We start from the raw sequence: 21,262 nt of genomic DNA on the forward strand, positions 1-21,262 counted from the left end.
ACCCCGGGGCCGACCGCCACCCAGGCTCCGGCCGCCCCGCAGATGCCCTGACCCACCGTGGCCCCGCAGATGACGGCCGGTCGGATCGCGCTGCTGCTGACCAGCCCGCGCGTGGCGGGGCTGCTCGCCTGGCCTGCCTGGGAGCTGCTGCACGGGCCGGCCAGGTGCTCACCGACGACGCCGACCACCCGCAACGCGCGGCGGTGGAGGCCGCCGGGGTCCGCGTCCTCGTGGTCGAGGACGCGCCCGGGCCGGGGGAGCTGGCCGACCTCCTCGTGACCAGGGCGCGTGCCGGCGTCGACGTGGTGTGGCTGGCCGCCGACGACGGTGATCCGCGCTCGGCCGGGCGCTCGGTCACCTGCTGGCCACCGCCGCCGAGGCCGGTACGCGCGGCCTGCCCACCCTGGAGGTGGTGCCCGCCTCCTACGACCTGCCCGGCGCTCGGCTGCTCGACCTGGTGTCGGTGATGGACCAGCTGCGCGAACGCTGCCCGTGGTGCGCGACCAGACGCACCGCTCGCTGGTGCGGTACCTCGTGGAGGAGTCGTACGAGACCGTCGAGGCGATCGAGACCGGCGGCCGGCAGCACCTGCGCGAGGAGCTCGGCGACCTGCTGTTCCAGGTGGTGTTCCACGCCGGCTGGCCGAGGAGGACGCGGAGACGCCGTTCTCCATCGACGACGTCACCGCCGACCTGGTGGAGAAGCTGATCAGGCGCAACCCGCACGTCTTCGGCCCTGCCGCGGGTGGCCCGTCGGGACTCCGGAGTCGACGGCGGCCGAGGTGGAGAACGTCTGGGACCAGTTGAAGGCCGAGGAGAAGCGGCGGACTTCCGCGGTCGAGGGCGTGCCGCTGGCGCTGCCCGCGCTGACGCTCGCCGACAAGCTGCTCGGCGTACGAGAAGGTCGGGCGTCCGGGTCGACGGGCCCGATCCGGGCGTACTCGCCGAGGTCGCCGGTCACACCCTCGGCGAGCCGGGACGCCTGGACGCCGACCGGCTCGGCGCGGCGTTGCTGGCCCTGGTGGACCGCGCGCGCTCCGCGGACCTCGATCCCGAACAGGCGTTACGGGACGCCTGCCGGCGCTACGTCGATGCCGTTCGCGCCGCCGAGAATCCCGGTTGATCGCGAGTGATCCCGGCGGTGCGCGGGTCGGTTCGCGGTGCGCACAGGCGGCGCCGCTAGGGTGAAACCTGCCCTGGGCTCGGGGCATCCGTGACCTGAGGTTGTCTGGGAGGAAGCACGTGGCAACGATCGAGGCCCTCACCGCCCGCGAGATTCTGGACTCGCGCGGCAATCCCACCGTCGAGGTCGAGGTGGGTCTCGACGACGGCACCATCGCCCGCGCCGACGTACCCCCGGTGCGTCGACCGGCGCGTTCGAGGCGGTGGAGCTGCGCGACGGTGACGACAAGCGCTTCGTCGGCAAGGGTGTCACCAACGCCGTGCGCGGCGTGGTCGACGTGATCGCCCCGGAGCTGGTCGGCTACGAGGCCAGCGAGCAGCGGCTGATCGACGCCCGCCTGATGGACCTGGACGGCACGCCCAACAAGGCCAAGCTCGGCGCCAACGCTGCTCGGCGTGTCCCTGGCCGTCGCCCGCGCCGCGCGTCCTCGGCCGACCTGCCGTTGTTCCGTTACGTCGGCGGCCCAACGCGCATTTGCTCCCGGTGCCGATGCTCAACATCGTCACGGCGGTGCGCACGCCGACAACGACGTCGACTTCCAGGAGTTCATCGCCCCGATCGGGGCGGCCACCTTCGCCGAGGCACTGCGCTGGGTGCGGAGACCTACCACGCGCTGAAGGCGGTTCTGAAGAGCCAGGGCCTGTCCACCGGTCTCGGTGACGAGGGTGGCTTCGCGCCCAACCTGCCGTCCAACCGGGCGGCGCTGGACCTGATCGCCACCGCGGTCGGCGCGGCCGGCTTCCGGTTCGGCACCGACGTCGCGGTGGCCATCGACGCCGCGGCCACCGAGTTCTACGACGCCGACAGCGACCGCTACCGCTTCGAGGGCGGCGACAAGACGTCGGAGGAGATGGCGGCCTACTACGCCGAGCTGCGTGCGTCGTACCCCCTGGTGTCACTGGAGGACCCGCTGGCCGAGGACGACTGGTCCGGCTGGGCCGGGCTCACCGAGACCCTCGGCGGGAAGGTGCAGCTGGTCGGCGACGACCTGTTCGTCACCAACCCCGAGCGGATCGGCCGCGGCATCGCCGAGCGGTCCGCCAACGCGGTGCTCATCAAGCTCAACCAGATCGGCACGCTCACCGAGACCCTCGACGCGGTGGACATGTCCCACCGCGCCGGCTTCCGCACGATGATCAGCCACCGGTCCGGTGAGACCGAGGACACCACGATCGCCGACCTCGCGGTGGCGACCAACGCGGGCCAGATCAAGACCGGTGCCCCCGCGCAGCGAGCGGGTGGCGAAGTACAACCAGCTGCTGCGGATCGAGGAGGAGCTGGACGACGCGGCCCGCTACGCCGGACGTACGGCGTTCCCGCGGTTCACCTCCGAGTAGGTCCGGTGAGCGACGCGCGAGGTGGTCGCAACGCCCGGCCCGCGGGGCGCGGGCGAGGGCCGGGACGCGCCAAGCCCGGGACGTCCGGGCGTGGCACGTCCGGACGCGGTTCGCGAGGTGGTGCGGGCACTCCCCGGACCACCCGCCGCACCGCCGGCGCCGGCCCCACCCGCACGGCCGCCCGGGGCGAGGCCCGTCCGGAGGCGGTGCGGCCCGGTGTGGCCCGCCCCGCCGGACAGTGCCCGGTGCTCGTCGCGGCCCCGGCCGGTCCGACGCCACCAAGCCCGCTTCGCGGCGCAACGGCAACGTCACCGGCCGGGCGGCGATCCTGCCCTGGTGATCGCGGCGCTGGTCATCTCGTACGCGTCCAGCCTGCGGGCCTGGGTCGAACAACGCAGCCAGATCGCCGCGTTGCGCACCGAGGAGACCCAGCGCACCGAGCGCGTGGCCTCACTGGAGAAGGAGTTACGGCGCTGGCACGATCCGGCGTACGTCGAGGCGCAGGCCCGCGAGCGCCTGCGCTGGGTGAAGCCGGGCGGACCGGATACGTCGTCGTCGGTGAGGACGGCTCGGTCGCGAAGGCGCCGGCCGCCGCCGGTGGCGCCGCCGTCCGCTCGGGGCCCCAGCAGGCCTGGTGGTCCAGCCTGTGGGGAGTGTCGAGCGCTCCGGTGTGCAGCCGACGACGCCGCCCGTCGGCAAGACGCCCAGCACGCCGAAACACCAGCCGCCGAAGACCATCGACCCCAGCCCCACCCAGACGCCGCGACCGAACCGATGACCGCAGCACCTGACCCCCCCGACCCCGTGGATCCGGACGCCCCGGTGGACCCGGCCGACGTGTGGCGGTCAGCGCCCAGTTGGGCCGGCCGGCCCGCGGTGTGCACCGCGTCGCGCACCGGTGCCGGTGCGGACTGCCGGACGTCGTGGAGACCGAGCCGCGGCTGCCCGACGGTACGCCGTTCCCGACCACCTTCTACCTCACCTGCCCGCGCCTGGCTGCCGAGATCGGGCGGCTGGAGGCGAGTGGGCTGATGCGGGAGTGGACCGAACGACTGGCCGCCGACCCCGACCTGGCCGCCGGCTACCGGCGCGCACACGAGCACTACCTCGCCGCGCGCGAGCGTCTCGGCCACGTACCCGAGATCGCCGGAATCTCCGCCGGCGGCATGCCCGACCGGGTGAAGTGCCTGCACTCTCTCGTCGGCCACGCGCTCGCGGCGGGACCGGGAGTGAACCCGCTCGGGGACGAGGCGCTGGCGCTGTTGCCGGACTGGGCGGCGGGGGGACGCCTGCGTCGAGGTGGCCCGCCGGTACGCGTGGCAGCCGTGGACTGCGGCACCAACTCCATCCGGCTGCTGGTCGCCGACATCACCACCGAGCCGGCGACGGGAACCCGCCATCTGCACGAACTGGACCGCCGGCTGGAGATCGTCCGGCTCGGGAGGGCGTCGACCGCACGGGCCGGTTGTCCGAGCAGGCGCTGGCCCGGACGTTCGCCGCCTGCGAGCGGTACGCCGAGCGGATCCGCGAACTGGGTGCCGACCAGGTGCGGTTCGTCGCCACGTCCGCCTCCCGCGACGCCGACAACCGAGCCGAGTTCGTGACGGGGATTCGGAGATCCTCGGTGTCGAACCCGAGGTGATCACCGGTGCCGAGGAGCCGACCTGTCCTTCGCCGGCGCGACCCGCGAGCTGGCCGGTCGCCGGATCCCGACGCCGTACCTCGTCGTCGACATCGGCGGCGGCTCCACCGAGTTCGTCCTCGGCGGCGCCCGGCCGGAGGCGGCGGTCTCGGTCGACATGGGCTGCGTACGACTGACCGAGCGGTACCTCACCGACGACCCGCCCACACCTGAGCAGTGGAGCGGGCCCGGGCGGAGGTCGAGCGCCGGCTGGACGAGGTGGCCGGGGAGGTCCCGCTGGGAGCCGCGCCTCGCACCCCTCGTCGGCCTGGCCGGCACGGTGACGACGGGTGGCGGCGACGGCGATGGACCTGCCGGCGTACGACCGCGACCGGATCCACCACGGCCCGCATCGGCGCGGCCGACGGCACGCGCCGCGGCCGTTGCTGACGATGACCCACGGAGCGGAAGGCCTGCCGTCATGCATCGGGCGGGGGACGTGACGGCCGGGCACTGATCCTGGACGCATCCTGCCGTCCACCGGGATGCTCGACGGCTCGCTGACCGTCCAGCTCCGGCGATCCGGGCGAGGCTGAGGTGAGCCCGGCGAGGTGCGTCCAGGATCAGTGCGCGCCGCGGCCGATCACAGTCCACCCGGCCCGGATGCATGAACGGCAGCGCCTTCCGCTCCGCGTGGGTCATCGTCAGCAACCGGCCGGCGGCCGCGTGCACGTCGGCCGCGCCGATGCGGGCGTGGTGGATCCGGTCGCGGTCGTACGCCGGCAGGTCCATCGCCGTCGCCGCCACCGTCGTCACCGTGCCGGCCAGGCGACGAGGGTGCGAGCGCGCTCCAGCGGGACCTCCCGGCCACCTCGTCCAGCCGGCGCTCGACCTCCGCCCGGGCCCGCTCCACCTGCTCAGGTGTGGGCGGGTCGTCGGTGAGGTACCGCTCGGTCAGTCGTACGCAGCCCATGTCGACCGAGACCGCCGCCTCCGGCCGGGCGCCGCCGAGGACGAACTCGGTGGAGCCGCCGCCGATGTCGACGACGAGGTACGGCGTCGGGATCCGGCGACCGCCAGCTCGCGGGTCGCGCCGGCGAAGGACAGGTCGGCCTCCTCGGCACCGGTGATCACCTCGGGTTCGACACCGAGGATCTCCCGAATCCCCGTCACGAACTCGGCTCGGTTGTCGGCGTCGCGGGAGGCGGACGTGGCGACGAACCGCACCTGGTCGGCACCCAGTTCGCGGATCCGCTCGGCGTACCGCTCGCAGGCGGCGAACGTCCGGGCCAGCGCCTGCTCGGACAACCGGCCCGTGCGGTCGACGCCCTCCCCGAGCCGGACGATCTCCAGCCGGCGGTCCAGTTCGTGCAGATGGCGGGTTCCCGTCGCCGGCTCGGTGGTGATGTCGGCGACCAGCAGCCGGATGGAGTTGGTGCCGCAGTCCACGGCTGCCACGCGTACCGGCGGGCCCACCTCGACGCAGCGTCCCCCCGCCGCCCAGTCCGGCAACAGCGCCAGCGCCTCGTCCCCGAGCGGGTTCACTCCCGGTCCCGCCGCGAGCGCGTGGCCGACGAGAGAGTGCAGGCACTTCACCCGGTCGGGCATGCCGCCGGCGGAGATTCCGGCGATCTCGGGTACGTGGCCGAGACGCTCGCGCGCGGCGAGGTAGTGCTCGTGTGCGCGCCGGTAGCCGGCGGCCAGGTCGGGGTCGGCGGCCAGTCGTTCGGTCCACTCCCGCATCAGCCCACTCGCCTCCAGCCGCCCGATCTCGGCAGCCAGGCGCGGGCAGGTGAGGTAGAAGGTGGTCGGGAACGGCGTACCGTCGGGCAGCCGCGGCTCGGTCTCCACGACGTCCGGCAGTCCGCACCGGCACCGGTGCGCGACGCGGTGCACACCGCGGGCCGGCCGGCCCAACTGGGCGCTGACCGCCACCACGTCGGCCGGGTCCACCGGGGCGTCCGGATCCACGGGGTCGGGGGGGTCAGGTGCTGCGGTCATCGGTTCGGTCGCGGCGTCTGGGTGGGGCTGGGGTCGATGGTCTTCGGCGGCTGGTGTTTCGGCGTGCTGGGCGTCTTGCCGACGGGCGGCGTCGTCGGCTGCACACCGGAGCGCTCGACACTCCCCCACAGGCTGGACCACCAGGCCTGCTGGGGCCCCGAGCGGACGGCGGCGCCACCGGCGGCGGCCGGCGCCTTCGCGACCGAGCCGTCCTCACCGACGACGACGTATCCGGTCTCGCCCGGCTTCACCCAGCGCAGGCGCTCGCGGGCCTGCGCCTCGACGTACGCCGGATCGTGCCAGCGCCGTAACTCCTTCTCCAGTGAGGCCACGCGCTCGGTGCGCTGGGTCTCCTCGGTGCGCAACGCGGCGATCTGGCTGCGTTGTTCGACCCAGGCCCGCAGGCTGGACGCGTACGAGATGACCAGCGCCGCGATCACCAGGGCCAGGATCGCCGCCCGGCCGGTGACGTTGCCGTTGCGCCGCGAAGCGGGCTTGGTGGCGTCGGACCGGCCGGGGCCGCGACGAGCACCGGGCACTGTCCCGGCGGTGGCGCGGGCCACACCGGGCCGCACCGCCTCCGGACGGGCCTCGCCCCGGGCGGCCGTGCGGGTGGGGCCGGCGCCGGCGGTGCGGCGGGTGGTCCGGGGAGTGCCCGCACCACCTCGCGAACCGCGTCCGGACGTGCCACGCCCGGACGTCCCGGGCTTGGCGCGTCCCGGCCCTCGCCCGCGCCCCGCGGGCCGGGCGTTGCGACCACCTCGCGCGTCGCTCACCGGACCTACTCGGAGGTGAACCGCGGGAACGCCGTACGTCCGGCGTAGCGGGCCGCGTCGTCCAGCTCCTCCTCGATCCGCAGCAGCTGGTTGTACTTCGCCACCCGCTCGCTGCGCGCGGGGGCACCGGTCTTGATCTGGCCCGCGTTGGTCGCCACCGCGAGGTCGGCGATCGTGGTGTCCTCGGTCTCACCGGACCGGTGGCTGATCATCGTGCGGAAGCCGGCGCGGTGGGACATGTCCACCGCGTCGAGGGTCTCGGTGAGCGTGCCGATCTGGTTGAGCTTGATGAGCACCGCGTTGGCGGACCGCTCGGCGATGCCGCGGCCGATCCGCTCGGGGTTGGTGACGAACAGGTCGTCGCCGACCAGCTGCACCTTCCCGCCGAGGGTCTCGGTGAGCCCGGCCCAGCCGGACCAGTCGTCCTCGGCCAGCGGGTCCTCCAGTGACACCAGGGGGTACGACGCACGCAGCTCGGCGTAGTAGGCCGCCATCTCCTCCGACGTCTTGTCGCCGCCCTCGAAGCGGTAGCGGTCGCTGTCGGCGTCGTAGAACTCGGTGGCCGCGGCGTCGATGGCCACCGCGACGTCGGTGCCGAACCGGAAGCCGGCCGCGCCGACCGCGGTGGCGATCAGGTCCAGCGCCGCCCGGTTGGACGGCAGGTTGGGCGCGAAGCCACCCTCGTCACCGAGACCGGTGGACAGGCCCTGGCTCTTCAGAACCGCCTTCAGCGCGTGGTAGGTCTCCGCACCCCAGCGCAGTGCCTCGGCGAAGGTGGCCGCCCCGATCGGGGCGATCATGAACTCCTGGAAGTCGACGTCGTTGTCGGCGTGCGCACCGCCGTTGACGATGTTGAGCATCGGCACCGGGAGCAAATGCGCGTTGGGCCCGCCGACGTAACGGAACAACGGCAGGTCGGCCGAGGACGCGGCGGCGCGGGCGACGGCCAGGGACACGCCGAGCAGCGCGTTGGCGCCGAGCTTGGCCTTGTTGGGCGTGCCGTCCAGGTCCATCAGGCGGGCGTCGATCAGCCGCTGCTCGCTGGCCTCGTAGCCGACCAGCTCCGGGGCGATCACGTCGACCACGCCGCGCACGGCGTTGGTGACACCCTTGCCGACGAAGCGCTTGTCGTCACCGTCGCGCAGCTCCACCGCCTCGAACGCGCCGGTCGACGCACCGGAGGGTACGTCGGCGCGGGCGATGGTGCCGTCGTCGAGACCCACCTCGACCTCGACGGTGGGATTGCCGCGCGAGTCCAGAATCTCGCGGGCGGTGAGGGCCTCGATCGTTGCCACGTGCTTCCTCCCAGACAACCTCAGGTCACGGATGCCCCGAGCCCAGGGCAGGTTTCACCCTAGCGGCGCCGCCTGTGCGCACCGCGAACCGACCCGCGCACCGCCGGGATCACTCGCGATCAACCGGGATTCTCGGCGGCGCGAACGGCATCGACGTAGCGCCGGCAGGCGTCCCGTAACGCCTGTTCGGGATCGAGGTCCGCGGAGCGCGCGCGGTCCACCAGGGCCAGCAACGCCGCGCCGAGCCGGTCGGCGTCCAGGCGTCCCGGCTCGCCGAGGGTGTGACCGGCGACCTCGGCGAGTACGCCCGGATCGGGCCCGTCGACCCGGACGCCCGACCTTCTCGTACGCCCGAGCAGCTTGTCGGCGAGCGTCAGCGCGGGCAGCGCCAGCGGCACGCCCTCGACCGCGGAAGTCCGCCGCTTCTCCTCGGCCTTCAACTGGTCCCAGACGTTCTCCACCTCGGCCGCCGTCGACTCCGGAGTCCCGGACGGGCCACCCGCGGCAGGGCCGAAGACGTGCGGGTTGCGCCTGATCAGCTTCTCCACCAGGTCGGCGGTGACGTCGTCGATGGAGAACGGCGTCTCCGCGTCCTCCTCGGCCAGCCGGGCGTGGAACACCACCTGGAACAGCAGGTCGCCGAGCTCCTCGCGCAGGTGCTGCCGGCCGCCGGTCTCGATCGCCTCGACGGTCTCGTACGACTCCTCCACGAGGTACCGCACCAGCGAGCGGTGCGTCTGGTCGCGCACCCACGGGCAGCGTTCGCGCAGCTGGTCCATCACCGACACCAGGTCGAGCAGCCGAGCGCCGGGCAGGTCGTAGGAGGCGGGCACCACCTCCAGGGTGGGCAGGCCGCGCGTACCGGCCTCGGCGGCGGTGGCCAGCAGGTGACCGAGCGCCCGGCCGAGCGCGGGATCACCGTCGTCGGCGGCCAGCCACACCACGTCGACGCCGGCACGCGCCCTGGTCACGAGGAGGTCGGCCAGCTCCCCCGGCCCGGGCGCGTCCTCGACCACGAGGACGCGGACCCCGGCGGCCTCCACCGCCGCGCGTTGCGGGTGGTCGGCGTCGTCGGTGAGCACCTGGCCGGCCGCGTGCAGCAGCTCCCAGGCAGGCCAGGCGAGCAGCCCCGGCGCCACGCGCGGGCTGGTCAGCAGCAGCGCGATCCGACCGGCCGTCATCTGCGGGGCCACGGTGGGGTCAGGGCATCTGCGGGGCGGCCGGAGCCTGGGTGGCGGTCGGCCCCGGGGTGACGAGCTGGCCGCCCGGCTTCACCGCTCCGCCGGACCAGGTGCCGTAGCGGGGGTTGACCCGGACGCCGACCTGCTTGGCCGTCTTCGCCATCTCCCGCCCGACCAACTGGTCGGCCTTGGCCTGGTCCTGCTGGCTGGCCGGCTCCCTGCCGAGCAGCTTGGTGTTGAGTGCCCGCCGCAGGACGACCCACCGGGCGAAGCCGTCCAGCATGTCCGGCGGGATGACCACGCGCTGGGACTGGATCTGGGACTTCACCTGGTCGATGTCGGCCTGGCTGGCGCTCACCCCGGCACGCCTGGCGGTCGGCACGATCAGTGCGTCGTCGACGAGTTGCTGCAGCAGGTCGCTCTGCAGCTTCGTCGACTCGGAGTCGCTGAGATCGGACCGGCCGGCCTTGGCCAGGATGTCGCGCGACTGCTTCTGGAGGTAGGACACCGAGATCGTCTCGTCGCCGACTGTGGCCGCGGCTCCGGGGTTGGAGACCGCGCCGCAGCCGGACAGCGCCAGCCCGGCGACCAGAGCGACAACGGCGACTCGACCAGCGTGCCTTCGACCGACCACGGGACCTCTTCTCGTAACGGAAACCAGCCACGTCGCACCCGATCGTACGCAGGGCCTTCCGGCGGCGGGCCGACGGGCCGGACCCTACTCTCGACCCATGTCCGGCCCCATCTCCGAACGAACCGCACCCTCCGGAGCCTCCATGGTCCGGTTCCGGGCGGGCCTCGCCGCCGCCGGGCTGCTCGTCCTGGCCGGCTGCGTGGCGGCGTTCCTCGTCAGCCCGTTCGTCAGCGTTCCCGCGGGTGTGGCCGCCGGCGGCCTGGCCGGAGTACTGGTGGCCGGCCCGGCGCACCGGACCGCCCTGGTGCCTGTCGTGACCGTCGCAGCACTCGTCTCCCTCGCCGCCACGATTCTCGTCCCGGAGCCGCTGCCGCCGAGCGTGCAGTGGTTCGGGCTGTTCGAGCTGGCCGGGCTGCTGTGGCTGATCGTCCTGGTGGTCCGGCTTGCCCCGGCCCGGCAGGCGGTCGCCGTCGGCCTGCTCGCCTCGGCCGCGCAGGCGACGATGATCCTTCGTGCCGTACGCGGCTGGTCCCTGCTGGACCAGGTGGGGTCGGTCGGCTTCTGGGCGCTCGGCGCGGTGTGTGCCGCTCTCGGTGGGACCTACCTGCGGTCACTGGACAGCACCCGCGAGCGGGCCGTTCGCGAGGCACGCCGGACGCAGCGGCTGGCGCTGGCCCGGGACCTGCACGACTTCGTGGCGCACGACATCAGCGGCATCGTGGTCCAGGCGCAGGCCGCGCGCGCGGTGGCCGCGCAGCGGCCGGAGGCCGTTCTCGACGCGCTCGCCCGGATCGAGGAGGCCGGGCTGGCGGCGCTGTCCTCGATGGACCGGACCGTGCACATGTTGCACGACCCGGACGAGGACTCTGCGGAAGGCGGCGCGGAGCCGCCCGGCGCTGCGGACACCGGCCGGGCAGTCGCACCAGGTGTCGCCGACCTGCCCGAACTCCTCGACCGGTTCGCCGCCGGCGGGTCCGGGCCGGTCCGGCTGCACCTGCCCCCGGACCTGGCCGCCGCCATCCCCCGCGAGATCGGCTCCACCGTCCACCGGGTGGTGGTGGAGGCGCTGACGAACGTACGCCGGCACGCACCGCTCGACTCCGCCGTCACCGTCCTGCTCACCCGCGGGGACGGCGACGCCTCGACACTGACCGTGGAGATCACCAACCAGCGGGTCGGCCCCGGCCGTACGGACGCTCCCGTCGACGGCGGCGAACGCCGGGGCGGCCTCGGTCTGGTCGGCCTGGCCGAACGCGTACAGGCGCTCGGTGGCACCCTGTCCGCCGGTCCGTACGGCCGGGCGGGATGGCGTACGACCGCGGTCCTCCCCCTGTCCACCGGTCCGTCCACCGGTCGAGCCGGCCGGGGCGACGACCGAGGTGACCACCCCGTGACACGAGGACGAGAATGACCGGCGTGGCCACCCGGATCCTCATCGCCGACGACCAGGAGAACATCCGCAGCGGCTTCCGGTTGGTCCTGGACTCCCAGCCGGACATGCACGTCGTCGCCGAGGCCGCGGACGGCGCCTCGGCGCTGGAGCAGGCCCGGCTCCTGCGGCCGGACGTCGTGATCGCCGACATCCGGATGCCGCGGCTGGACGGCCTGGAACTCACCCGGGCGCTGGCCGGGCCGGACGTCCCCGACCCGCTGCGGGTGGTGGTGGTGACGACGTTCGACCTGGACGAGTACGTCCACACCGCGCTGGCGTACGGCGCCTGCGGGTTCCTGCTCAAGCGTGCCGGTCCCACGCTGCTGGTGGAGGCGGTGCGCGCGGCGGTGGCCGGGGACACGTTGATCAGTCCGTCGGTCACCGTTCGCCTGCTGCGCCACGTCAGCGAGCGGCGGCGCACCCGCACTGCTTCCCCGGTCGAGCCGCTGACCGAGCGGGAGGTCGAGGTGGCCCGCCTGGTCGCCGCCGGCAAGACGAACGCCGAGATCGGCGCCGACCTGTTCATCTCGGCGGGTACGACCAAGACGCACGTCGCGAACATCCAGCGGAAGCTGGGCGTACGCAATCGGGTGGGGATCGCCGCGTGGGTGTGGGCGTCAGGCGAGACGATCCCCTGAGAGCCACAAGTGCGGTGTGGGCGTCAGGCGAGACGATCCCCTGAGAGCCACAAGTGCGGTGTGGGCGTCAGGCGAGACGATCCCCTGAGAGCCACAGGTGCGGTGTGGGCGTCAGGCGAGACGATCCCCTGATTCGCGTCAGGAGCGGCGCGGGTGCCGTGGCGTGGGCGGGTCCGGCGCCAGCGAGCCGTCCGGGGCGATGTGCTCGAAGATCTGGTCGACAAGGGTGAGGACGTGCGGGTCCTCCACGGCGTAGATCTGCCGCCGGCCCTCTCGCCGGGCCGTCACCAGCCCGGCCAGCCGGAGCTTGGCCAGGTGCTGGCTGACCGCGGCGACGTTGGCGCCGGTGCTCTCCGCGAGCGTGCCCACGTCGTACTCGTGCCGGGCGAGCAGCCACACGAGGTGCAGCCGGGTGGGCGAGGACAGCAGGTCGAACGTGTCCGCCGCCGCTCGCAGCTGCGGCCCGGACAGCATGGGCTGCCCGATCGGCTCAGGTGACCCGGTCGGCTGGGGCGGATCGGCTGGATTGACCATGACGCCGCCGATTCTTCCGCATGCGCCAGGTGAGCGGAACGGCCGGATGTGAGCTGGCCCACAACAATTCGTCACTTGCGCAACTGGTTGACAATCCTGCCGGTCCGCGCCAGGCTGTACGACGCGAAGGGGAGTAGCCCCCAATGCCGCGGTCGACACGCTGGCAGCCCCTGTGGCGCCCGGCCCGGCAGCCTCCACCAGGCGGGCGAGACCTTCGACCAGGCGGATACGCCCGGGTCGAGAGGTCGCATCCCTCGGTCCGGCCTGATCGAGGAGCGACACTTCGCATGGATGCCCTGACGGCCAGCTTCTTCCTCAGCTTCGGCGTCATCTTCGTGGCCGAGCTCGGCGACAAGTCTCAGCTGATGGCCCTGACCTTCGCCACCCGCTACCGCGCACTCCCCGTGCTCGTAGGGATCACCGTCGCGACGGCCGTGGTGCACGCGGTGTCGGTGGGCGTCGGCTACTTCCTCGGTGCCAACCTGCCCACCGGTTGGATCTCCCTGGTGGCCGCGCTGGCGTTCTTCGGGTTCGCCGGCTGGACCCTGCGTGGCGACAGCCTCTCCGAGGACGAGGAACAGAAGGCCCGCCGGGCCAAGCAGTCCGCGATCGTCGCGGTCTCCGTCGCGTTCTTCCTCGCCGAACTCGGCGACAAGACGATGCTGGCCACCATCACCCTGGCCACCCAGCACGGCTGGCTGGGCACCTGGCTCGGGTCGACCGTCGGAATGGTGGTCGCGGACGCCATCGCCATCGTGATCGGCCAGCAGCTCGGCCGCCGGCTGCCCGAGCGTGCGATCAGGTACGGCGCCTCGGCCCTGTTCGCCGTCTTCGGCGTCTGGCTGCTCGTCGAGGCGATCACCCAACTGCGCTGACGCGTACGGCGCGTACGGCACGTACGACCAACACGGCGAACGAAAGGCGGCGGCCCGTCCTCACCGGACGGGCCGCCGCCTGTTTCACGTCAGAGCGCCAGCGGGCCACGTCGAAGGGTCAGGAGCCCAGCGTGTCGGGGTCGCCGCCGGTCCGCTCGTCTCGGTTCAGGGCGGTGATCGCACCCAGGTCGCCGGCCGACAGCTCGAAGTCGAACAGGTCGAAGTTCTCCTTGATCCGCGACGGAGTGACCGACTTCGGGATGACCACGTTGCCGAGCTGGATGTGCCACCGCAGCACGATCTGGGCAGGCGTCTTGCCGTACTTCTCCGCCAGCCTGCCGATCTCGGGGTCCTTCAGCAGCTCGCCGCCCTGGGCCAGCGGGCTCCACGCCTCGGTGGCGATGTTGTGCTCGCTGTTGAACGCCCGCAGCTTCTCCTGGATGAGGTACGGGTGCAACTCGATCTGGTTGAGGACCGGGACGTCGGTGGCCTCGTCGAACAGCCGCTGGAGGTGGTGCGGGTTGAAGTTGGAAACGCCGATGGAGCGGACCCGCCCGTCGGCGTACAGCTTCTCGAACGCGCGCCAGGTGTCGACGTACTTGTCCTGGCTCGGCACCGGCCAGTGGATGAGGTACAGGTCCACGTAGTCGAGCTTGAGCCTGCGCAGGCTCTCCTCGAACGCCGCGAGCGTGGAGTCGTAGCCCTGCTCGCCGTTCCACAGCTTGGTGGTGACGAACAGCTCCTCGCGGGGGACGCCGGACTCGGCGATCCCCTTGCCGGTGCCCTCCTCGTTGCCGTAGATCGCGGCCGTGTCGATGCTGCGGTAACCGACCTCGATCGCGGTGCGCACGGCGGCGGTGGCGTCCTCGTCGGGCACCTGCCAGACGCCGAAGCCGAGCTGCGGCATCTCCACACCGTTGTTCAGGGTGACGTTGGGTACTGCGGACATGCGCGTGAACCTCCATGGGAGTGCACTGGTGTGCCGGTCGTGTCGGCGACTCGTGAGGTCACGACCGGTCATCCCAAACATCAGACCACAGCGGCGGCCTTGCGGCGAGCGGGGGTCAGCGGGCCCGGCGACCCGGCGGTCGGTCAACGGGCCGGGCGACCCGGCGGTCGGTCAACGGGGCCTCGGCGGCGGGCGTACGGGCGCCGGTTAGATTTGCCCGCGTGGAGCTGCGCACGGTCGGCTTCGACCACCCCGATGCCCAGACGCTGACCGAGCAGGTGCAGCAGGAGTACGTCGTACGCTACGGCGGGATCGACCGCTCACCGATCGACCCGCGCGAGTTCGACCCGCCGACAGGACTGTTCCTGGTCGGCTACCTCGACGGCCGGCCGGTCGGCTGCGCGGGCTGGCGTACTCCGCCGTACACCCTGCTGTGGCCCGGTGACGCCGAGGTGAAGCGGATGTACGTCGCACCCGAGGCTCGCGGGCGGGGCCTGGCCCGCCGGATGCTCGCCGCCCTGGAACGCGACGCCGCCGCGGCCGGGAAGACCCGGATGGTTCTGGAGACCGGCCTCGGCCAGCCGGAGGCGATCACGCTCTACCTGTCCGCGGGTTACGCGCCGATCCCGTCGTTCGGCCTGCACCGCGACTCACCCGGCAACCGGTGCTACGCCAGGTCACTGGCGACCGGGACCGATCCGGCGCCGGAGCAGGTGGGCGGAGCTCAGCGGTAGCCGAAGTCCTGCGTCCACCACGGTCCACCGGGCCCGATGTGGGCACCGACGCCGATCGCCTTGATCTTGCAGTTCAGCATGTTCTCGCGGTGGCCCCGGCTGTCCAGCCAGGCCCGGGTGACGTCCTGCGGTGTCTGCTGGCCGCGGGCGATGTTCTCCGCGGCGGGAGCGTCGTAGCCGGCGGCCCGGATGCGGTCCCAGGGAGTCCTGCCGTCCGGCGTGTTGTGCCCGAAGTAGTCGCGGGCGGCCATGTCGGCGGAGTGCGCGTGCGCGACGGATCGCAGCCGGTCGTCCACCCGCAGCGGTGCGCAGCCGACGCGCGCACGGGCGGCGTTGGTCAGCAGGACCACCTGGGTCTCGTACAAGGCCTCCTCGCGGGTACTGGTGGTTCCCGAATCGGTCTGCGGCCTGGCGGTGCGGGCGGGAGGCGCCGGCTCCCGAGTGTGCAGGGACGTACGCCGGGGGGCCGGCGAGTCGACCCTGGCCTTCGGCTGCTCGGCCTTCTCGGCCGCCTTCGGCTCGGGTGGGTCGGCGGCCTCGCGCTTCTTCGGCGCCGGACCAGCCGGCTTGTCCGCGGGGGCGGTGTTCTTCGGGGTGGCGGCGCGCTCCGGCGTGGCCGCGGGCGGCGCCGTCACCCTCTTGGCCGGGGTGGGGGCCGGCTTCGCGGCCGGGGCGTCGGCGGCCCGCTCGGGCGTACCGGCGTGAGGCGGATCGGCCACCACGCGTTCCTGGCCGGCCCGGGGAGTCTGGTCGGCGGGCTGGAGGTAGCCGCTCAGCGCGAGCGCACCACCGCCGAGCCCGAGAACGCCGGTAGCCACCAGTGCCGGGACCATCAGGCGGCGCGACAGCGGGCGCCTGCCTCGGTGGCGCGGCCGGTCCGCCTCCTCGTCCCAGTAGCCGCGGTCGTGACGACCGTCGTCGTGGTGGAGTACGTCTCGGTCCTCGCGCGCCACGGCTTCTCCCAGGTCTCGAGTGCTGGCGGTCGATGGTCGTTCGGTCTGTTTCGCCCCATCGGCGGCACCTGTCGCGGATGTCGGTTACGGAAGATCCGGCACCGGAATATTAGGCGATGCCGGGAGCGGCAGCGGCAGCTTGGGCGACGGTTTCCGGGTGGGCGTCGGGTCGCTGGTCGGCGACCGCCTCGGCGAGGGATCCTTCGTCGGGGACTGCGTGGGTTTCGGCATCGCGGTGGGTTTCGGCGTCGCGGTGGGCGAGGGATCCTTCGTCGGCGACTGCGTGGGCTTCGGTGTGTCCGTCGGCGTCGGGCTGCTCGTGGGCGTCGGGTCCTTCGTCGGAGTCGCCGTCGGCTTCGGCGTGGCTGTGGGTGTCGGCTCGCCGGTCGGGGTGGGCGTACCCGTCGCCGTCGGGTCGCCGGTGGGCTCGCCGGGCTGTTCGGGTGTGCTCGTCCGGCCCGGCGTCGCGGTCTGGGGTGCGACGGCGCCGGGCCTGGCCACGCCCGCGGCCACCGGCGGGCCGGCGGCGAGCACGAACGGCGACTTCGCCGGCAGCACCTCCTGGGGAGCCGGCGCGCCGGGAACCGCGTTCGGCTGCGCGCCCGGCTGGGCGTTCGGCAGGGCGTTCGTGAGCGTGGACGGCAGCCCCAGCAGCGCCAGGCTCACGGCGGCCGCACCGGGACGCTGGGTCATCGCCGGGAGGTACGGAGCCGGCAGCGACTGGGCGGATCCCGACCCCGCCGCGTGGGCGGTGGACCCGAGGGGGCCGCGCACCGCGCCCGCGGGCACCGGAGTCTCCGTCGCCCCGTCGGGGCGGAGAGTCGACGCGGCCAGCGTGCCCGGCTCGTCGTGTCCCCCGCCGAGGAGGTACCACCCCACGCCGGTCGCGGCGGCACCCGCGGCGACGACGCTGGACAGCACCGCGGCGACCACCAGGGTCGGTCGGGGCCGGCGGTGCCGGCCCGGGCGCCACCGGTCGGAGCCCTCCACCGCGGCGAGCTCACCCGCGCCGGACACCGGGTGGTCGTCGTGTGCCCGCGAGGCGGACGGAAGGTCGTCGGGCATCGGCGCTACTCCTGGAAGGTATGGACACCCCGCGCCGTCCTCCCCACGGCCACGGGTCCAAAGCAGTCGCAACCATAACCGATTTCCGCAATGCCGCCTTTCGGGCACAGTGCGTCATACCCGCGGCAACTGGTCCGCCGTCAGCCGGACGACGCGCCCACGGGGGCGTCCAGCAGGACCGCGTCCACCAGGTCGTGCGCCCACTTCAGGAGCTCGACGTCCCGCAGCGGCTGCCCGCCGATCGGGGCGGTGGCCGGGCGGGGAACCAGGATGGTGTGCGCCGGCCGCTTCACGATCGTGCGCGGGTAGAGCCGCATCAGCCGCAGTTCCTGGCTCTCCCGCAGGTCGACCGGCGCGAACCGTACCTGGCTTCCCTGCAGGGTCACGTCGGTCAGCCCGGCCCGTTTGGCGTGCAGCCGGAACCGCGCCACCTCCAGGAGGTTGACCACCGGCTCGGGCAGGGTGCCGTACCGGTCGGCGAGCTCCTCCCCCACCTGGTCGACCTCGGCCTCGTCGCGGACGGCGGCCAGGCGTTGGTACATCTCCAGCCGCAGCCGCTGGCTGTCTACGTAGTCGTGCGGGAGGTGCGCGTCGATCGGCAACTCGACCTTGACGTCGTTCTCCTCCTCGGGGCTGTCGCCGCGGTACTCCGCGACCGCCTCGCCCACCAGCCGGACGTACAGGTCGAACCCGACGTCGGCGATGTGCCCGGACTGCTCGCCGCCCAGCATGTTGCCCGCGCCCCGGATCTCCAGGTCCTTCATGGCCACCGCCATTCCGGCGCCGAGCTCGGTGTTCTGGGCGAGCGTGGCCAGCCGGTCGTGTGCGGTCTCGGTGAGCGGGCGCTCGGGCGGGTAGAGGAAGTAGGCGTACGCCCGCTCCCGGCCGCGGCCGACCCGCCCCCGCAGCTGGTGCAGCTGGGACAGCCCGAACAGGTCGGCGCGCTCGACGATCAGTGTGTTGGCGTTGGAGATGTCCAGGCCCGCCTCGACGATCGTGGTGCACACCAGCACGTCGGCGCGCTTCTCCCAGAAGTCGGAGATGACCTCCTCGAGCTGGTGCTCGCCCATCTGGCCGTGCCCGACGCTGACCCGCGCCTCGGGCACCAGCTGCCGGATCCGGGCCGCCGCCTTCTCGATCGTGTTGACCCGGTTGTGCACGAAGAAGACCTGGCCCTCGCGCAGCAGCTCGCGGCGGATGGCGGCCACCACCTGGCGTTCGTCGTACGCCCCGACGAACGTCAGCACCGGGTGCCGCTCCTCCGGCGGCGTCATGATCGTGGACATCTCCCGGATGCCGGTGATCGCCATCTCCAACGTGCGCGGGATCGGCGTCGCCGACATGGTGAGCACGTCGACGCTGGCCCTCAGCGCCTTTAGCTTCTCCTTGTGCTCGACGCCGAAGCGCTGCTCCTCGTCGACCACGATCAGCCCGACGTCCCTGAACGACACGTCCTGGCCGAGCAGCCGGTGGGTGCCGATGACCACGTCGATCTCGCCGGTCGTCAGGCCGCGCAGCACCTCCTCGGCCTCCTTGTCGGTCTGGAAGCGCGACAGTGCCCGCACCGTCACCGGGAACGGCGCGAACCGCTCGGCGAAGGTGGAGTAGTGCTGCTGGACGAGCAGGGTGGTGGGGACGAGGACGCCGACCTGCTTACCGTCCTGCACCGCCTTGAACGCCGCCCGCACCGCGATCTCGGTCTTGCCGTAGCCGACGTCGCCACAGATCAGCCGGTCCATCGGGACGGTCTTCTCCATGTCGAGCTTGACGTCCTCGATGGTGGCCAGCTGGTCCGGCGTCTCGACGTAGGGGAAGGCGTCCTCGAGCTCGCGCTGCCACGGGGTGTCGGGACCGAAGGCGTGCCCCTGAGTGGCCTGGCGCGCGGCGTACAGCTTGATGAGCTCGCCGGCGATCTGCTTCACGGCCTTGCGCGCCCGGCCCTTGCGCTTGGCCCAGTCCGAACCGCCCATCCGGTCCAGGCTCGGCTGCTCGCCGCCGACGTAACGGGTCACCTGGTCGAGCTGGTCGGTGGGCACGAACAGCCGGTCGCCGGGCTGGCCCCGCTTGGAGGGGGCGTACTCGACGACGAGGTACTCCCGGGTGGTGCGGTGCTGGCCGGTGCCGACCGTGCGCTGCGCCATCTCGACGTAGCGGCCCACGCCGTGCTGCTCGTGCACGACGTAGTCGCCCGGGGTGAGCTCCAGGGGGTCGATGGTGCGCCGGCGCCTGGCGGGCATCCGCCGCATGTCCTTGGTGGACGCACCGGACCGGCCCGCCAGGTCGGCCTCGGTGAGCACGACGGCCTGCGCCGTGGACGCCACGAACCCGTGGTCGATCCGACCGCAGGTGACGTGGACGACCGACGGCTCGGGCGCGTGGTCGAGGTGCTCGTCCAGGCGGGCGGGCAGGTCGTTGCCGCGCAGCACCTCCACCATCCGGTTGGCCGGGCCGTGGCCCTCGGTGACGAACGCGATCCGCCAGCCGCGCGCGATCCAGTCGCGTACGTCGGCCAGCGCGCGTTCGGTGTCGCCCTGGTAGGTGTCGACCGCCCGTGCGGCGATCGCGTGCGACTCCACCGCGCCGGTGTCGACGTCGACGTCGAGCGCGACGATCTCGCCGGTCTCGGTGCGCAGCGGCGCCGTGGGCGGGGCGTCGTCGGGCTCCAGGGCGAACGGCGAGACGCTCCACCAGGCCAGGCCGGTGGCCAGGGAGTGCCGGCGTACGTCGGCCAGGGTGCGGTAGGCCGCCGGGCCGAGGTCGATCGGCGCCTCGCCGCCACCGGCGGCGGCCGCCCAGCTGGCCTCCAGGAACTCCTGGCTGGTCGCCACCAGATCGTGTGCCCGGCTGCGGACCCGCTCGGGCTCGGCCACCACGACGTGGGTGTGCTCGGGCATCAGGTCGACCAGCAGCTCCATGTCGTCGACCAGGACCGGGGCCAGCGACTCCATCCCCTCCACCGCGTGGCCGTTCGCGAGCTTCTCGAACAGCTCGGCCAGCTCCGGGTGCGCCGCGGCGAGCTTGGCCGCCCGCTCGCGTACCTGGTCGGTGAGGAGCAGCTCGCGGCACGGCGGTGCGTACAGACGCTGCTGCTCGCCGCTGTCGAGCGAGCGCTGGTCGGCGACCTTGAAGGAACGGATCTCCTCCACCTCGTCGCCGAAGAACTCCACCCGCAGCGGGTGCTCCTCGGTGGGCGGGAAGACGTCGACGATGCCGCCGCGCACCGCGAACTCGCCGCGCCGCTCCACCAGGTCGACCCGGGTGTAGGCGGCGGCCGCCAGCCGGCGCACCAGGTCGTCGAGGTCGATCTCGTCGCCGACGTGCAGCCACACCGGCTCCAGGTCGGCGAGGCCCTTCACCTGCGGCTGGAGCACACTGCGTACCGGTGCCACCACGACCTTCGGAGCCGGGGTCTCCTCCGTCGGGTGCACCAGCCGGCGCAGGACGGCCAGCCGGCGGCCCACGGTGTCCGACCGCGGGGACAGCCGCTCGTGCGGCAGCGTCTCCCACGCGGGGTAGTAGGCGGCGGCCTGCTCGTCACCGAGCAGGCTCTGCAACGTCTCGGTGAGGTCCTCGGCCTCCCGTCCGGTGGGGGTGACGGCGAGGACGGTGCGGCCGGCACCGCCGTGGTCGGGTGAGGCGGCCAGGGCGGCGATCGCGAACGGCTGCAGGGCCTTGGGTGCGGTCAGATCCAGCGGGGCGCCGGCGCCCGCCCGTGCGGTCTCCACGGCGGCGGCGAGCGCGGGATCGGCGACGACAAGCTCGACGAGTCCGGTGAGGCTCATGGGTTCCTTCGCGTGCGGAGGAGTGCGAATGAGGTGGAAGGCGCCACCGCGGGCGGCGCGAAACACCACGAACGCCCCGATTCGCGTGGCGAACCGGGGTTGCGTGTCCAGGCTAGCGCGACCCACCGACAGGCTCGGTCGCGGCGGAGCGGCCGTTGCTTGCGGGCTGGACGCGCCAAACTCTAGGGTCTGGCATAGCACTCGGGCGTACGCCGCCGCATCACCGCGGCCCGCCGCTTCGCCGGCCACTTCCTCTGCCCGGGTCCTTCCTCC

The 21,262-nt window shown here is 73.0% G+C and carries 22 protein-coding genes and 4 pseudogenes; 14 read left to right on the top strand and 12 right to left on the bottom strand.

Annotation, left to right across the window (positions count from 1 at the left end):
* The 10 genes and pseudogenes from BLU27_RS30135 to BLU27_RS31045 all read left to right on the top strand — a co-directional run.
* A pseudogene (locus BLU27_RS30135) lies at positions 1 to 467 on the top strand (hypothetical protein); the annotation flags it as partial.
* A gap of 28 nt (positions 468 to 495) precedes the next feature.
* Positions 496 to 708: a MazG nucleotide pyrophosphohydrolase domain-containing protein gene (locus tag BLU27_RS30730; RefSeq protein ID WP_277869264.1), complete on the top strand. Its 213-nt coding sequence runs from the start codon at positions 496 to 498 to the stop codon at positions 706 to 708.
* Entirely contained in the window at positions 672 to 806 is a 135-nt protein-coding gene (locus BLU27_RS30735) for a nucleoside triphosphate pyrophosphohydrolase family protein (RefSeq protein WP_277869321.1), read from the top strand. Before BLU27_RS30730 ends, BLU27_RS30735 begins: the two co-directional genes overlap by 37 nt.
* Complete coding sequence (locus BLU27_RS30145) at positions 782 to 1,132, top strand: hypothetical protein (protein ID WP_241827698.1); 351 nt, start codon at positions 782 to 784, stop codon at positions 1,130 to 1,132. Before BLU27_RS30735 ends, BLU27_RS30145 begins: the two co-directional genes overlap by 25 nt.
* 109 nt (positions 1,133 to 1,241) lie before the next feature.
* Complete coding sequence (locus tag BLU27_RS31025) at positions 1,242 to 1,463, top strand: hypothetical protein (RefSeq protein WP_422386068.1); 222 nt, start codon at positions 1,242 to 1,244, stop codon at positions 1,461 to 1,463.
* Positions 1,385 to 2,353: pseudogene (locus tag BLU27_RS00010) on the top strand (phosphopyruvate hydratase family protein); the annotation flags it as partial. The gene BLU27_RS31025 and the pseudogene BLU27_RS00010, both read left to right, overlap by 79 nt.
* Before the next feature lie 502 nt (positions 2,354 to 2,855).
* Positions 2,856 to 3,551, top strand: coding sequence for an FtsB family cell division protein (locus BLU27_RS31030; RefSeq protein WP_422386113.1), 696 nt, complete (start codon positions 2,856 to 2,858; stop codon positions 3,549 to 3,551).
* A pseudogene (locus tag BLU27_RS31035) lies at positions 3,443 to 3,715 on the top strand (DUF501 domain-containing protein); the annotation flags it as partial. The gene BLU27_RS31030 and the pseudogene BLU27_RS31035, both read left to right, overlap by 109 nt.
* Positions 3,703 to 4,161: a Ppx/GppA phosphatase family protein gene (locus tag BLU27_RS31040; RefSeq protein WP_422386114.1), complete on the top strand. Its 459-nt coding sequence runs from the start codon at positions 3,703 to 3,705 to the stop codon at positions 4,159 to 4,161. The pseudogene BLU27_RS31035 and the gene BLU27_RS31040, both read left to right, overlap by 13 nt.
* A gap of 64 nt (positions 4,162 to 4,225) precedes the next feature.
* Positions 4,226 to 4,657: a Ppx/GppA phosphatase family protein gene (locus tag BLU27_RS31045; protein WP_422386115.1), complete on the top strand. Its 432-nt coding sequence runs from the start codon at positions 4,226 to 4,228 to the stop codon at positions 4,655 to 4,657.
* A gap of 126 nt (positions 4,658 to 4,783) precedes the next feature.
* Here the strand turns inward: BLU27_RS31045 and BLU27_RS31050 are convergent, their stop codons facing one another.
* The 7 genes and pseudogenes from BLU27_RS31050 to BLU27_RS29440 all read right to left on the bottom strand — a co-directional run bounded on the left by BLU27_RS31050 (position 4,784) and on the right by BLU27_RS29440 (position 10,027).
* Positions 4,784 to 5,206, bottom strand: coding sequence for a Ppx/GppA phosphatase family protein (locus tag BLU27_RS31050; RefSeq protein WP_422386116.1), 423 nt, complete (start codon positions 5,204 to 5,206; stop codon positions 4,784 to 4,786).
* Entirely contained in the window at positions 5,095 to 5,616 is a 522-nt protein-coding gene (locus BLU27_RS30745; RefSeq protein WP_277869322.1) for a Ppx/GppA phosphatase family protein, read from the bottom strand. The genes BLU27_RS31050 and BLU27_RS30745 overlap by 112 nt, the downstream gene beginning before the upstream one ends.
* A 24-nt stretch (positions 5,617 to 5,640) precedes the next feature.
* Positions 5,641 to 6,141 (bottom strand): annotated as a pseudogene (locus tag BLU27_RS29435) (DUF501 domain-containing protein); the annotation flags it as partial.
* The gene (locus BLU27_RS00035; RefSeq protein ID WP_092649364.1) at positions 6,138 to 6,917 is read right to left on the bottom strand and encodes an FtsB family cell division protein; all 780 of its coding nucleotides are present in this window, start codon (positions 6,915 to 6,917) and stop codon (positions 6,138 to 6,140) included. The pseudogene BLU27_RS29435 and the gene BLU27_RS00035, both read right to left, overlap by 4 nt.
* Before the next feature lie 5 nt (positions 6,918 to 6,922).
* Complete coding sequence (gene eno / locus BLU27_RS00040) at positions 6,923 to 8,212, bottom strand: phosphopyruvate hydratase (protein ID WP_092649366.1); 1,290 nt, start codon at positions 8,210 to 8,212, stop codon at positions 6,923 to 6,925.
* 119 nt (positions 8,213 to 8,331) lie between these two features.
* On the bottom strand, positions 8,332 to 9,393 hold the full coding sequence (locus BLU27_RS00045; protein WP_092649368.1) for a MazG nucleotide pyrophosphohydrolase domain-containing protein: 1,062 nt from the start codon (positions 9,391 to 9,393) through the stop codon (positions 8,332 to 8,334).
* A 19-nt stretch (positions 9,394 to 9,412) separates the two neighbouring features.
* Positions 9,413 to 10,027, bottom strand: coding sequence for a SurA N-terminal domain-containing protein (locus BLU27_RS29440; protein WP_172804836.1), 615 nt, complete (start codon positions 10,025 to 10,027; stop codon positions 9,413 to 9,415).
* A 97-nt stretch (positions 10,028 to 10,124) separates the two neighbouring features.
* On the opposite strand from BLU27_RS29440, the gene BLU27_RS00055 reads away from it, so the two are divergent.
* The gene (locus BLU27_RS00055) at positions 10,125 to 11,438 is read left to right on the top strand and encodes a sensor histidine kinase (protein WP_092649372.1); all 1,314 of its coding nucleotides are present in this window, start codon (positions 10,125 to 10,127) and stop codon (positions 11,436 to 11,438) included.
* Positions 11,439 to 11,443: 5 nt separating this feature from the next.
* Positions 11,444 to 12,097, top strand: coding sequence for a response regulator (locus BLU27_RS00060; RefSeq protein ID WP_197681841.1), 654 nt, complete (start codon positions 11,444 to 11,446; stop codon positions 12,095 to 12,097).
* 138 nt (positions 12,098 to 12,235) lie between these two features.
* Here BLU27_RS00060 and BLU27_RS00065 read toward each other — a convergent pair whose 3' ends face one another.
* Positions 12,236 to 12,631: an ArsR/SmtB family transcription factor gene (locus BLU27_RS00065; RefSeq protein ID WP_338417588.1), complete on the bottom strand. Its 396-nt coding sequence runs from the start codon at positions 12,629 to 12,631 to the stop codon at positions 12,236 to 12,238.
* Positions 12,632 to 12,918: 287 nt separating this feature from the next.
* Here BLU27_RS00065 and BLU27_RS00070 point away from each other — a divergent pair, with 287 nt between their 5' ends.
* Positions 12,919 to 13,506, top strand: coding sequence for a TMEM165/GDT1 family protein (locus tag BLU27_RS00070; RefSeq protein ID WP_092649377.1), 588 nt, complete (start codon positions 12,919 to 12,921; stop codon positions 13,504 to 13,506).
* Between the two features lie 118 nt (positions 13,507 to 13,624).
* On the opposite strand, the gene BLU27_RS00075 is transcribed toward BLU27_RS00070, so the two are convergent.
* Complete coding sequence (locus BLU27_RS00075; protein ID WP_092649379.1) at positions 13,625 to 14,455, bottom strand: aldo/keto reductase; 831 nt, start codon at positions 14,453 to 14,455, stop codon at positions 13,625 to 13,627.
* A 221-nt stretch (positions 14,456 to 14,676) separates the two neighbouring features.
* On the opposite strand from BLU27_RS00075, the gene BLU27_RS00080 reads away from it, so the two are divergent.
* Positions 14,677 to 15,189, top strand: a complete 513-nt coding sequence (locus BLU27_RS00080; RefSeq protein ID WP_092649381.1) for a GNAT family N-acetyltransferase — start codon at positions 14,677 to 14,679, stop codon at positions 15,187 to 15,189.
* Here BLU27_RS00080 and BLU27_RS00085 read toward each other — a convergent pair.
* From BLU27_RS00085 to mfd, 3 genes are all read right to left on the bottom strand, one after another.
* Positions 15,180 to 16,142: a CAP domain-containing protein gene (locus BLU27_RS00085; RefSeq protein ID WP_092649383.1), complete on the bottom strand. Its 963-nt coding sequence runs from the start codon at positions 16,140 to 16,142 to the stop codon at positions 15,180 to 15,182. The two genes, BLU27_RS00080 and BLU27_RS00085, sit on opposite strands and share 10 nt — an antisense overlap.
* Positions 16,143 to 16,226: 84 nt before the next feature.
* Positions 16,227 to 17,207 carry a hypothetical protein gene (locus tag BLU27_RS00090; protein WP_092649385.1) on the bottom strand — a complete coding sequence of 327 codons (981 nt, stop codon included), beginning with the start codon at positions 17,205 to 17,207 and terminating at the stop codon, positions 16,227 to 16,229.
* A gap of 140 nt (positions 17,208 to 17,347) precedes the next feature.
* Positions 17,348 to 20,989, bottom strand: coding sequence for a transcription-repair coupling factor (gene mfd, locus BLU27_RS00095; protein WP_092649387.1), 3,642 nt, complete (start codon positions 20,987 to 20,989; stop codon positions 17,348 to 17,350).
* Positions 20,990 to 21,262: the final 273 nt, after the last annotated feature.

This window comes from Actinopolymorpha singaporensis, from assembly GCF_900104745.1.
Lineage (GTDB): Bacteria > Actinomycetota > Actinomycetes > Propionibacteriales > Actinopolymorphaceae > Actinopolymorpha > Actinopolymorpha singaporensis.